Source organism: Cupriavidus sp. 05L411 (assembly GCF_056398045.1).
In genome coordinates, this window is sequence record NZ_JBFTOQ010000042.1 from 28,295 (window position 1) to 40,861 (window position 12,567).

Genomic DNA, 12,567 nt, shown 5'->3' on the forward strand with positions numbered 1-12,567 from the left:
CTTCGGCGCCTTTGCTGCGTGCCTCCGCTTCTTCGGCATCCAGCTTGGAACTGTCCTGGAGCCGCATGCCAGACCATAGGCAAAAGCTGGGCCACCCCACCGCTATTCGTTGAGTTAAAAGGGTTTCCGGGAAGGTGGGCACGCAGAGGGCGTGCCAGCCAGGGGCTGCGTCGGCATCGTCGTTGCTGCGTGGAAACGTGCGGCGCGGCGACGGACGCGTTACGGCAGCCTATGGATGAGGCGTGACGGATCCGGCTAGTCCTAAGTCGCTAGGAAGGAAGGATGACTTTCCGCAAAAGGGCATTGCAAAGGGCGTGCACAGCCTCTGCACGCGGACGCGAGGCCTGGCGGATCCGCCGAATGGTTGAGGTGATGGCGGCGAGGCTGGCGCCAAGTGGCATGTTTCCGGCGAGAAACGTCAAATGGCAGCCCGTCTTACGGAGTTCTGGCACGTCCTCGGCGCCAGGCCTGGCTCTGGGAGCTATTCGCTCGCGATTCAAGGCTGAAACGTTGGGCCTTTATTGCCCCGGAAAGCCGTGAAACGCGGTGTTTTCCGGCAGCGGGCGCGCTTGTTTAATCTTGGGATTCAGACAAGACTAAAACCACGGCACCCGAAGAGAAAATCAGAGCGCGTGCCAGGAACCAGCTAAGGATGCTCGACAAATAGCGCGTCGAAAGCCAGAGGCAAACCGGCATCGCGCAGCGCCTTTTTCAACGCACGAGAAAAGCGCCATTGCGAGGACATGAACAGGAGCGAATTGTGAGGGCCAGAATGCGCGAAGGCAAGGAATCCCCGCAGTCCGGCGCGCTCGGCCTTGACCGGGTTCGCTTCTACAGCATTGTCGTGCTGGTGTTCTTCGGTCTATTTGTCGTCGCTTGGGGATGGGCCAGCAACGGCTTCATGAGCGGCCGTGCGGCGCGTCCCGGGGTGGACTTTTCCGTATTCTGGAGCGCTTCCTATCTAGCGCTGCAAGGGGCTGCGCAGGATGCCTATGTGTTTGAGTCGCTGGCCCCGGTAATGGCGGCGTTCGGCTCGCAGGCCTCAGGCGGCGACTTCTTTATGCCCTGGCTCTATCCGCCGACATTCCTGCTGACTGTGCTGCCATTGGCGCTGCTGCCGTTCCCGGTCAGCTATTTCCTCTTCTCAGCCGGCACGGCGTATCTCTATGTAACGTCGCTGCTAAGGTTGCTTGGTTCCGCAACGAGCTGGAGGTCTGGGAATTGGCTGCCGATCGTCGCGTTTCCTGGGGTTTTGCTGACCCTCTTGCTGGGGCAGAATTCCATGCTGACAGCCAGCTTAGCGGCACTCTCGATGTGCTGGCTGCAGCGGCGCCCGGTGCTCGCCGGCATTTGTATTGGCCTGCTCTGTATCAAGCCGCAACTCGGCCTCTTGTTTCCCATTGCCTTGATCGCGGCGCAGGCGTGGAGAGCCCTCGCCGCCGCGGCCCTGACCGCACTCGCGTTGCTTGGCGCCAGCCTGGTGGCGTTTGGCTGGGAGACCATCCCGGCCTTCCTTGGCGCTGCCGAACTGGCGCGGGTGCAGCTGATTGAGCATAGCCCGCAGGGGTGGCTCATTTCGCCGACAGCGTTTGCGGCGGTGCGCCTGTCCGGCGGCAGCATCGCCCAGGCTTATCTGGCCCAGGGCCTGGTGGCCTTGTTTTCGATCTGTGGCCTGCTCTATGTCTGGTTGCGGCAGACTCCCGCAGGGCTTCGCGTCGCCATGCTCGCCACGGCCACCATGCTGACGACCCCATATCTTCATGGCTATGAGCTGACCTGGATGGGGCTTGCCATTGTCGGCATGGTGAGCGACTGCCTCAGGCGAGGATGGCTGCGCGGCGAGCAGCAATTGCTGGTGGTCGTGTGGCTCTTGCCCTTGTATGAACTTCTTAATCCCTTCATGAAGCTCCCGCAGATCGGCCCCGTGATCCTGATCCTGGTGGCCGGCGCAATCCTGCGGCGGGCGGGCACCCAGGTGGCGTGGAGCGTGACATGCGCATGATGAGAACCGCTGCCGCAGCCGATGGCGAGCAGGTGCCCGGCGAGCACTGGCTGAACGCCGAGCGGGTGCGCCTGTACTCGGCCGTTTCGCTCGTCGCCTACGTTCTCTTCTTCTCGATCTGGATCTGGCGTACCTGTCTGTCGAGGCAAGGGGATGCGAGCCTGTTCGGCGGCGACTTCGTCGCCTTCTGGAGCGCCGCCCAGCTTGCCCTGAACGGCAACCCGACGGGTGCCTACGATGACGCCACCTTGCGGCTGGTCGAGATCGCCGCGATGCCGGCCCTTGCCTCCGCCGGGGGTACGCTTCCATGGCTATACCCGCCTAGCTTCCTGCTGCTGGTGTGTCCGTTGGCGCTGCTTACATTCGGTGCTGCGTACGGGGCTTTTATCGGGACGACCGGTGCGCTCTACCTATGGGCGGGGAGCCGCATTGCTTCCTGGCGCGGCGCATGGCTGCCAGGCATGGCCTTCCCCGGCATCGCCGTGGTGTGCGCGACCGGGCAAAATGCCTTGCTCACTGCCGGTCTGGCCGCGCTCTCGCTGACGATGGTGCGGCGTCACCCGGTTGCTGCCGGGCTGGTGATGGGAATCCTGACCATCAAGCCACACCTGGCGTTGCTGTTCCCGCTTGCACTGGTTTGTGCCCGGGCCTGGAAGGCGCTGGCAGCCATGGCGGCTTCTTCAGCCGCGCTGCTGGCTTTGAGCGCTTCGGTGTTCGGCACGGAGACCTTTTTCTCATTCCTCGCCAATGTGGACATGGCACGCCTCGCGGTGGAGGGTGGCGAAGCAAAGCTCGTCCGGATGCCGACCGTGTTTGCCTTGGTGAGATTGCTGGGCGGCAATCTCGCGCTCTCCTATGGCATCCATGCCATGGTGGCGGCCCTTGCCGCCGGCGTCGTGATCTATGCGTGGTGCAGGCCGGCCAGTTTCCCGCTGCGGGCGAGCGCTTTGATGGCGGCCACGCTGATGCTCAGTCCTTATCTCTACGACTACGACCTCGCATTTCTCGGTTTCGTGATTCTCTGGCTTGCCGGTTATGCCATTGAGCGCGGATGGATGCGCTGGGAGAAGGAGTTGCTACTCGTCCTTTGGCTCACGCCACTGCTCGGGTTGCTTGTTGTCCAGGCGATCGGATTCCAGTTCATGCCGCTTGCAATCCTGGCAACGTTGTCTCATGTAGTCCGTCGAATCCGCACGGAGCGAGTTCAGCACCCGGAGCCGTGCCACAACAATGAAACGCGGGTGGGGGAGGTGGGTCATGATCGATCAATACGATAGCAAGCAGATCTCTCTGGTGGTGCCATTTTTCAATGAGCGCGATGCTATTCCAGGGTTCTTCAAATCCGTTGTGCCAGTACTCGAATCGATCGAGGCGGCCACGTTCGAGATCGTCTGCGTCAATGATGGCAGCAACGACGGCACGCTGGAAAGGCTGCTCGAGATCTCGCGGCGGGACGCTCGCGTGAGGGTGATCGACCTCACGCGGAATTTTGGCAAGGAAGCCGCGCTTACCGCGGGGATCGATGAGGCGCTTGGCGATGCGGTCATCCCGATCGATGCGGACCTGCAGGATCCGCCAAGCCTGATTCCCGTCCTGGTTGCGCGCTGGCGGGAGGGGGCCGAGGTCGTCCTCGCACAACGCGCAAGCCGCTCGTGCGATTCGTTTCTCAAGCGCACGGCGGCGCTGGCCTACTACCGGGTGCATAACTATCTGTCGGAATTGAAGCTGCCGGAGAACGTCGGCGATTTCCGGCTGATGGACCGCGTGGTCGTCAATGCGCTCAAGCAGTTGCCGGAGCGCAGGAGATTCATGAAAGGCTTGTTCGCCTGGGTGGGCTATCGGACCGTGATCGTGCCCTACGAGCGTGAGGCGCGTAATGCCGGGCATTCCAAGTTTTCGGGCTGGCGTTTGTGGAATCTCGCCCTGGAGGGCATTACCAGCTTCAGCACGCTGCCGTTGCGCGTATGGACGTATCTGGGCTTCCTGATCGCCTCTATCGCTTTCTGGTACGGCATCTTTATTATTGCGCGCACGATTGTGCTTGGTGTGGAGGTGCCCGGCTATGCCTCCTTGCTTTCGGTGCTGCTGTTCTTTGGCGGAGTTCAGCTGATCGGCATCGGCGTGGTAGGGGAGTATGTCGGCCGCATCTACTACGAAGCCAAGGGGCGGCCCATCTACCTGGTGCGCCGTCGCTATCAGGAACGGCGCCAGACGGGGCAGCTTGCCGCCGGCAAGCGGGTGGTCAACCTGGCCAGCGTGCGGCGAGTATCCCAGGAGCGGTGATGCATGTTGCTGGGGCAGCTTATCGGTAGGTCCAGATCTTATGCATCAGGAAGCTGAGAGGCGTCACCACCATGACGATCACCAGCAAGCCGATCCAGTAGCTGCCCCCCGTTGCCTGGACGGCCCAGGAGATGAGCACCGTGAGGATCAACGCGAGCCCGGATACAACAAGAAAGCGGGCGAGGTTCTTGCGGTGCAGCCGGCTCGAGAAGCTCCACAGTGTATTGAGCAGGTAGGAGCAGCCCGTTGCCATGATGAAGGCAACACCGTTGGCCAGCATGGGTGACGCCGAGGCCCAGGCGATGAGTGTCGAGGCCGTTGTCACATGCAGCAGGGTCGCTGCGACACCTGACAAGGCGAAGCGCATAAGCCGGGTTGTACCGGCGCGATCGATCCGTGCGCTCACGGCAGCCGGGCAACAGCCAGCAGGGAGATGCCGAAGGGCAGAGGTGACATCGAGAGCCAGTGCCGTTCCGCGGAGAATATCCGGTGCAGCAGGGCATTGAGCGGTGCTGCGGGCACCGCGCTGCCCGTCGAGGCAAGGCTGCCGCTGAGCCGGTCCTTGAGCCGTGCGGCAATGGCAAACGGGCACAGCAGGGCGTTGAAGTGCGATATCCGCTCGAGCTCCAGGCCCGCCGCGCTGACGGTTGCGCGCAACGCCTGCCGGCTGTAACGCCGCTGGTGGTGCAGGAATTCGTCGTGCTGGCTCCAGAGCCACTGATAGGCTGGCACGGTGATCAGCACCGCGCCGCCTGGCTTCAGAATGCGTCGTGCGCTCACAAGCGAGGCCGTATCCTCGGCGATATGCTCAAGGCAATCCAGAAAGCAGATGAGGTCGAAGCCCGGTGCGGAAAATGGGACATCGTCGGGCCACCTGCCGCCGCGGATATCGAATTGGCCTGCTGTCTTCTGTTCGGCGATTTGCCGTGCGATGGCATCCATTTCGACGGCGCTCACCTTGCCAAAGCGGGAAAGCATGGAGAGATTGCCGCCCGTGCCGGCCCCCACTTCGAGGATGGACGCGTCGGCCGGCAAGCTCAGGCGCTTGATCATGGCCGCGACGATATCCCGGCGGCCGCGGAACCACCAGTGAGCGGCTTCGGTTTGCGCCATTTCAAGATAGGCATTGGGCGACATGGTTTTGCTCCTGTACTAACGCGCTTTCTGGCATTGGACTAGCCTTGCAGGCAAACCATGCCCAACCCGCCCTTTCTCACCTGAAGCCTGTGCTCGCGCATCATCCGGAACAGTGTGACTCGCGAGATCCCTAGTTCTGCGGCCACGTCGATGAGCCGCTCGTGGTGCCGCTGCAAGGCCTCCTTGACGGCATTCAGCTCCGCCGCGTCGCGCACTTCTGCCAGTGTCTGGGGGCGGGTCTCGGGAGGTGGTTGCAGGTCCAGGTCGCACGGTGTGATGATGCCGTTCTCGCACATGGCTGCCGCATGCCGGGTACGGTTGATCAGCTCGCGGACGTTTCCGGGCCAGTCATGCGCACTGAGGGCGCGCAGCGCTGCAGGCGAGAAGCCCTTGATATGATCCGGGGAATGCGAGCGGATATTGTTCAGGATATGCTCGGCCAGCAGCGTGATATCGCCTTCCCGTTCGCGCAACGGCGGCTGCTTCACGCGCAGCACGCACAGGCGGTGATAGAGGTCGCCGCGGAAGCGTTCTGCCGCAACTGCCGCGTCGAGATCGACGTGCGTGGCAGACACAATGCGCGCATCGACCGTGATCGACTCGGTGCTGCCCAGCCTTTCTATGCGGCCGGTTTCCAGAAAACGCAGCAGGCTGGCCTGGCTTTCGAGCGGCATATCTCCGATCTCGTCGAGGAAGAGGGTGCCTCCGTGTGCCATCTCGATGCGCCCGGGCTTGCGCTTGAGCGCGCCGGTGAAGGCGCCGCGCTCATAGCCGAACAGTTCCGACATGAGCAGGGTGGGGGGGATTGCCGCGCAGTTGACTGCCACGAAAGGCTGCCCGGCGCGCCGGGAGGCGCGGTGGATCGCCTGGGCGGCTAGCTCCTTGCCCGTGCCCGATTCGCCGGCGATGAGCACCGGTGTATCCCATCTGGAGACTTTCTCTATGCCGCGAAACAGGCTTTGCATGGCAGCGCAATTGCCGATCATGCCGTCGAGGCCGCTCGCCGGGGGCGGTGGATGCGAGGCCTCCAGGCGCAGCTGCACCATGCCGACCGCGTGGCCCAGGGAATGGGCCAGCGCCGACATATCGCAAGGATCTCTGTAGTAGTCGACGAAGTGCAGCCCGAGCAAACGGCGCGCTGAATCCGAGAGCGCTTCCTTGCTCGTGACAGTGGCGACCCAACTCATGTTCGGCTGAGCGAGCCAAGGCTCGAACGACTCGAGTTCGGCGTCACTGAATCCACTGTGTACATCGAGGAGCCCGCTGATGGGCTGCGTGTCTTGGGCGAGTGCATCGAGCTCTCGCTGGCTTGACGCGAAGATCAGTTTCCAGCCTTGTTGCGCCAGGAACCTGCAACGCATGGCGTCGTGATGCTGCGACAGATACAGCAGCGGACGATTGACGTACGCGGTCATATAACCCTCCCCCGATCTCTTCTTCTTGTTGCGAGCTAGTGTCCGTTCCGGACTTGTTCTAGTTCGCGGCCTTCTTGAAGGGCGATGCCTGATCCAGCGCATCGCGGCTTCGGGAATGGAGGGTCTTCAGTCTGCCAGCTGCATGGCGCCCGGGGTCCGGGCCACATCGGGCCCGGCTCGATCACCGCACCTGGCTAAGCACGAATGCCAGCTTGTCACGAACGAGGGTGAAAATTGAACGCCGGCATAATGCCGACAAGCTCCCCGGACCCGACTCGCATGGTGGACCTCCCGTCCCCACCTGACTTCAGGAACCCTGCCAACGGGCAAAGCCCGCCGGAGCACCCGCACCCGGCGCGTCACGGACTGTGCGTCGCGCTTTGCGCAGGTGCCGCGGGTCGATCCTGACCATTTACGGATCGACCCGCGCCTGAAATGACTGCAACTGCCTATCATCGGGCAGGCACGCTTGCGCACGCCTGTCCTGCCTGGGCCGTGTAGTTATCTGGCGCGGCCCTGCGCCTGAGCCCCTCCCCTGATCCCGCCTGGGCTTGCGGGTTTTTTATAATCTTGTCGTCGGACTTGGCGGTTGCAAGGTAATGCCGGTTGTTGTGGTCTGGCTTGCGGCTTTAGTCCGATCACATGTTCTGCGAAGCATAAATGCGACGAACGTGCCAACGCTGCTAAGTCATTGATTTCACTAACAGGGCCGGTTATGAGTTCGTTACTTGCCAACGCAAGTGTGTAACAGAATGTTTCTTTCGTGTTACTGCGCATCGTCCTGCGAATCTTGGGATTCGGAATGCCCCCGACCGTGAAATGCGAAGTTCTAGCACCTTGTGTTTGTTGTATGGAACGGCTGCTTCGCATTTCCAGGCCCGCGCTTCCATCCCGAATGCGTGCTTTCCCATTGCCGGCATGTGGCCTGCGGTAGGGCTGTCCCGGCACCAGCGGATCGAATGGTTGCATTTCTGAAAATGCGTATCTCCGGCGGTACTCGGTGCAAGGGTTGGAAAGAACTAGCAGTGGCACGTGCCGATGAGAACGAAAGTACGAGAGATTCTTACTAACGGCAAAAGTCGTAGTCCGAAGGATGGACGATATAGCGCGTGGCGTGCTTTTCACAAGCCAGAACGCGGACCGGACTCATCTGTATGGATGAGTTGCACATGCCTTACATAGATCGCCGATTTCACGCGGATTGGTTGCATTTGTGAAAACGGGCGCGGAGCTGCAAAGGAACGTTGCCTCGGCGGAATTGCCCCAGGCAACTGGCGCTCAGGGAGCGATACTTGGGCGCCTAGTACTTTGGTAGTCCCACGTAGAGTCGATGCCGGACGCAGCCCGACTAAGCTATCTTGCATCCATTACCTCGCCTGAGACGAGCGAGCGGGGCGCGCAGCTGGATGAGTCCGGGGAGGGGCAGCAAAATGAAAATAAGCGACAGGGTCTTCACGCGGGGGGATGCGATCAGATGGATGATCGTGCTCGGGTTTCTGGTTCTGGATTCGATCTGGCTCGCGGTAAGCGGGCGTTCCGTGGCCCATGCCAGCCTCGTTGCCATCTGCAGGGCCGTGGCGATGCTTGCCGCCATTGCGCTGATTCTCAGCTTGATCGCAGGCATGCCGCGCGTGACAGCAACATCGCGCGGACTGCACTATCGGCGGCTGGCGCTAGTGGCGCAATGTGGCGCTCTGCTGGTGGCCTTCACCAATATCATGAGCGTGATGTCTTATCTGATGATCACGCTGGCCCCGCCTCTGGTGGATGCCAGGCTGGCCGAGTTGGATAAGCTGTTGGGTTTTGACTGGCCGCAGGTCTACAACTGGGTCAGGGCGCGGCCCGCAGTGACTCTCTTTCTGCAGTTGGCCTACGCCAGCGGCCTGGCTCAGCTGCTCCTGGTTCCCATGCTGACCGGTCTGGCGGGGCGGGCTGAACATTTGCGTGAGTTCATGTCCAACATGATGCTCTCGTGCACGCTGCTGTTGCTGATTGCCGCCCCTTGGCCAGCCGCCGGGGCTTATGTCTCGTTCGGCGTAGCAAGCGCCGCCGAGATGGCCAGCGTTTCACACTTCAACGTATTACGTGCCGGAGCGATGCAGGTATTCGATCTCGCGCACGTACAGGGGCTGGTGTCCATTCCGTCCTATCACACCGCCATGGCGCTGATCTTTATGCAAACGATGCGCTGGACCCGCACCGGGTTCGTGGTCGCATGCCTGTTGAACCTGGTGATGATCCTGTCGACGCCGACGGAGGGGGGGCATTACCTGGTGGATGTCGTGGCTGGCGTGGGTTTGTGGGCCCTGACGGCAGGCTTGCTGCGCGTATGCAGAGTGGCCAAACCTCCAGTGCTCGACCAACACGTCGCCCAGCCGCAGCCTCTCTGAATCTCCGAAGCCGCGAGATAGTGCGGCGGGCTTGGTTCCGCCGTCCTGCCGGAACCAAGCCCGCGCCTGAAAGTACTGCAAAGCAGATAGAAATCGCCGCACCGGCAGCGTTGCTGCTACCGTGTGCGGCGTGGGCCATGGATTCTGAAAACCGCGCTGGCCCGGCGCTTAACCTCCCCGCGAAGCAAGCCCTGTCACGGCCACTGCTCCACTCCCCGTTCAAGTCTGATTATCGTGATGCCGCGCCTGGTGGTTTTGCACCGCCTTGTCGCCGGCATCCTTGGCGTACCGTATTTGCTGACATCGACTATCTTTTCGGTCGCTCTGCTCTTTGTAACGAAGACAAGAGCGACGAACGTGCCATGGTCTGTAAGCTGCTGATTTTGTTAAGAATGCATTTTTCGAACTTGTTACATTCTGCGTTTCTTGTAACAAAGTGTTTCCTTGTCGTTACTACTTTCGGGGCTGTTGTGTGCGCCGCAACTTGGCAGGCATGGCAAAAAGCGATGCTCTGTCTTCTCTCAGATCACCAAAAGTGGCGAAAGGGAGGGGGGAGGTGTCCTTTGCTACCTTGCCCGGGAACCATCCAAAAGGTATTTGTGAGAACGTATTCGGGTGGTGGAGCAGTCGCCGCACGACTGTGCGAATGGTTGCAGTGGTGATACAACCCCGCGCAAATAGGCTGTGCACAATGGTGCCCACCGACTGCCGGGGGGGAGGGCTAGCGGCGTACCGCACGCGCCGAAAGCACGCGCCGGCGACAAAAGATGTAGCCGGACGGGGTGACGAATGCGGGCTGACTCACATTGGCCAAGGCTGTTCCTCGCCTTGTTGGATGAGGAGGGAACTTCCTGTCATGCCGGGCGAATACGATCGATTTGGTTGCATTCCTGATACATTGCTGGCCGCTATGCCGGGATAAGAGATATCGTCGCGCGGCGTGCGGGCATCGCGGTCAGCCTGCGCATCGCCAAATTGCACAATTCACGGGAGAAAGCAGGATGCAGCTAGACAACAACGCGTTCCACGCGCCGGCATATGAGCAGCCGGCCGCCACGGTGCGTCCTCTGCGGTTCGAGTTCATCGGCTCGGGCTCCGAGTTTTTCCGCATCTGGATCGTCAATACCTTGCTGACCATTGTCACGCTGGGCATTTATTCGGCCTGGGCCAAGGTCCGCACGATGCAGTACTTCTATCGCAACACGCGGCTGGACGGCGCGAGCTTCGACTACCACGGCCGTGCCTCCGCCATCCTCAAGGGCCGCGCCATCGTGTTTGGCCTGGCGATGGTGTTCCAGCTTGCCAGCCATATTTCCCTGTTCCTGGCATTGGCGCTGGGCCTGGCTCTGGCGGTGGTGTTTCCTCTGCTGCTGGTACGGTCCCTGCGTTTTCGCATGGCGAACTCCAGCTACCGCGGCTTGCGCTTCGCCTTTACCGGGAGCGATGCCCAGGCCTACAAGGTGTTCCTGCTCTGGCCCGTGCTCACAGTGCTCAGCCTCTATGCGCTGGCGCCGCTGGCGCACCAGCGCTTCAAGCAGTACCAGCATGACAACACCCGCTTCGGCACCGCGCCCTTCGGCATCAGCGCGAGCGCGGGCGGCTTCTATGGCGTCTATCTGCGCGCATTCGGCATGATGGTGGCGGTCGTGGTGGGGATGAGCGTGGTTGGCGGCATGCTGGGCAGGGGCATCGGCGCCGGGATTGGCGCTGGCATGGGGGCGGGCATGGGCGCGCCGGTGGTGGCGGCGATCATGGCTGTCATTGGCTTTTTCGTGGCGATGATGGCGGTCGGCCCCTTCTTCATGGCGCGGCTGCAGAACCTGGTATGGAATCACACCACGCTGGCGCCGCACGCGTTTCGCAGCGAGGTCAAGGCGGGCCGCCTGTTGTTTATCTTCGCTACCAACATGATCGCCAATGCACTGACGCTGGGCCTGTTCCTGCCGTTCGCGCGCGTGCGCTCGATGCGCTACCGTATCGAGAGCATGACGATGCTCGCGGCGGGTCCGCTGGACGCCTTCGTGGCCGGCGAGACGCAGCAGGTGGGTGCGCTGGGCGACGCCGCGGTGGACTGGTACGACATCGACATCGCGCTGTGACCGCGCTGTGACCACAGTCATCGTAGTCATCGCCGTGCAAGCCTCGTTCACTTCGATACCAAGGCCCTGATGCAGGATATCCCCGACGCCACGGCCACCGCCCCGGTAGCCGCCACTTACTTCGATGGCCGCTCGTCGCGTGCCCATCGGGTGATGCTGTCCATCGAAGGGCGCGATGCGGTGCTGCGCGAAGCCAACGGGGGGGTGCTGCGACGCGCGCCGCTGGCGTCCCTGCGCGTCTCCGAACGGGTCAAGCGCGCGCCGCGCCTGGTCACGTTTGCCGATGGCGCCTTCTGCGAGGTCACCGACCACGCCGGTTTTGCCGCCTTGCTGGGCGCCAGTGGCCACCGCGAGGGCTGGGTGGTGCGTGCGCAGAACAGCTGGCGGCTGGCGTTGCTGTCCATGCTGGGCCTGGCCGCGGCGCTGCTGCTGGGATATTTCTACGTATTGCCCTGGGGCGCCGGCATGGTGGCGCGTAGCGTGCCGCCGGCGCTGGAAGCCCGCCTCGGCGAGGCCACGCTTACCAGCATCGATCAGGGCCTGCTCATGCCCTCGGCTCTGCCGCAGGCGCAGCAGCAACGGATTCGTGCCGACTTCGCCGCGCTGGAGCGCCCGGCCGATCCGGGCCACGAGTACAAGATCCTGTTCCGCCACGGTGGCAAGCTCGGGCCCAACGCCCTGGCCCTGCCAGGCGGCACCATCGTGGTGACTGATGAACTGGTCAAGCTGACCGGCGTGGGTCCGGGCCTCATGGGCGTGCTCGCCCACGAGGCCGGGCACGTGGCCGAGCGCCATGGCCTGCAGCAGATCCTCCAGGCCTCGGCGGTGGGCGCGCTGGCGGCCTATTTCTTTGGTGACTATTCCACCGTGCTGGCGGGCGTGCCCGCCGCGATCCTGACCCTGCGCTACTCGCGCGACCATGAGCGCGCGGCGGATGCGTATGCGGTGGAGGTCATGCAGCGCAACCACTTGCCGGTGTCGGCGTTTGCCGACGTCCTGCAGGCGCTGGAGGACGCCCATGCCCGGCAGGCGGAAGTCCAGGCGGCCAAGGCCGACGGCGGGAGCGAGGCCAGCGCGCCAGCCGCCTCCGGCGAGCGCGAAACCAAGCGTGAGCGCCGCAGCCGGCGTGCCGCGGAGGATGGCGGCAACAACGGGGATGGCGACGATGGCGACAGCTTTTTCTCCACCCATCCGCTCACGCGAGAGCGCATCGAGGCGCTGCGAGCGGCCGGACGCTAGGT

General features: G+C 62.6%; 9 protein-coding genes. 6 read left to right on the forward strand and 3 right to left on the reverse strand.

From position 1 onward, the window contains the following. Nucleotides 1-772 precede the first annotated feature (772 nt). From AC1DQR_RS32255 to AC1DQR_RS32265, 3 genes are read left to right on the forward strand one after another with little or no spacing between them, the layout of a single operon-like run. Nucleotides 773-2,002: a glycosyltransferase family 87 protein gene (locus tag AC1DQR_RS32255; RefSeq protein ID WP_416047801.1), complete on the forward strand. Its 1,230-nt coding sequence runs from the start codon at nucleotides 773-775 to the stop codon at nucleotides 2,000-2,002. Further along, nucleotides 1,993-3,279 (forward strand): glycosyltransferase family 87 protein, encoded by a 1,287-nt coding sequence (locus tag AC1DQR_RS32260; RefSeq protein WP_416047802.1) that lies wholly within the window; start codon nucleotides 1,993-1,995, stop codon nucleotides 3,277-3,279. The genes AC1DQR_RS32255 and AC1DQR_RS32260 overlap by 10 nt, the downstream gene beginning before the upstream one ends. Beyond that, nucleotides 3,260-4,285 (forward strand): glycosyltransferase family 2 protein, encoded by a 1,026-nt coding sequence (locus tag AC1DQR_RS32265; RefSeq protein WP_150988510.1) that lies wholly within the window; start codon nucleotides 3,260-3,262, stop codon nucleotides 4,283-4,285. The genes AC1DQR_RS32260 and AC1DQR_RS32265 overlap by 20 nt, the downstream gene beginning before the upstream one ends. Before the next feature lie 19 nt (nucleotides 4,286-4,304). On the opposite strand, the gene AC1DQR_RS32270 is transcribed toward AC1DQR_RS32265, so the two are convergent. From AC1DQR_RS32270 to AC1DQR_RS32280, 3 genes are read right to left on the reverse strand one after another with little or no spacing between them, the layout of a single operon-like run. Continuing rightward, complete coding sequence (locus AC1DQR_RS32270) at nucleotides 4,305-4,640, reverse strand: GtrA family protein (RefSeq protein ID WP_416047803.1); 336 nt, start codon at nucleotides 4,638-4,640, stop codon at nucleotides 4,305-4,307. A 47-nt stretch (nucleotides 4,641-4,687) separates the two neighbouring features. Continuing rightward, a complete protein-coding gene (locus AC1DQR_RS32275) occupies nucleotides 4,688-5,422 on the reverse strand; it encodes a class I SAM-dependent methyltransferase (RefSeq protein WP_416047804.1) in 735 nt (244 codons plus the stop codon). A gap of 38 nt (nucleotides 5,423-5,460) precedes the next feature. Further along, nucleotides 5,461-6,837, reverse strand: coding sequence for a sigma-54 dependent transcriptional regulator (locus tag AC1DQR_RS32280; protein WP_477134454.1), 1,377 nt, complete (start codon nucleotides 6,835-6,837; stop codon nucleotides 5,461-5,463). A gap of 1,430 nt (nucleotides 6,838-8,267) precedes the next feature. Here AC1DQR_RS32280 and AC1DQR_RS32285 point away from each other — a divergent pair. The 3 genes from AC1DQR_RS32285 (at nucleotide 8,268) to AC1DQR_RS32295 (ending at nucleotide 12,565) form a co-directional block, all read left to right on the forward strand. Then, nucleotides 8,268-9,227 carry a phosphatase PAP2 family protein gene (locus tag AC1DQR_RS32285; protein ID WP_477134455.1) on the forward strand — a complete coding sequence of 320 codons (960 nt, stop codon included), beginning with the start codon at nucleotides 8,268-8,270 and terminating at the stop codon, nucleotides 9,225-9,227. A 1,001-nt stretch (nucleotides 9,228-10,228) separates the two neighbouring features. Beyond that, nucleotides 10,229-11,326 carry a YjgN family protein gene (locus AC1DQR_RS32290; protein WP_416047807.1) on the forward strand — a complete coding sequence of 366 codons (1,098 nt, stop codon included), beginning with the start codon at nucleotides 10,229-10,231 and terminating at the stop codon, nucleotides 11,324-11,326. A 69-nt stretch (nucleotides 11,327-11,395) separates the two neighbouring features. Further along, nucleotides 11,396-12,565, forward strand: a complete 1,170-nt coding sequence (locus tag AC1DQR_RS32295; RefSeq protein ID WP_477134456.1) for a M48 family metallopeptidase — start codon at nucleotides 11,396-11,398, stop codon at nucleotides 12,563-12,565. The last annotated feature ends 2 nt before the right edge of the window (nucleotides 12,566-12,567 follow it).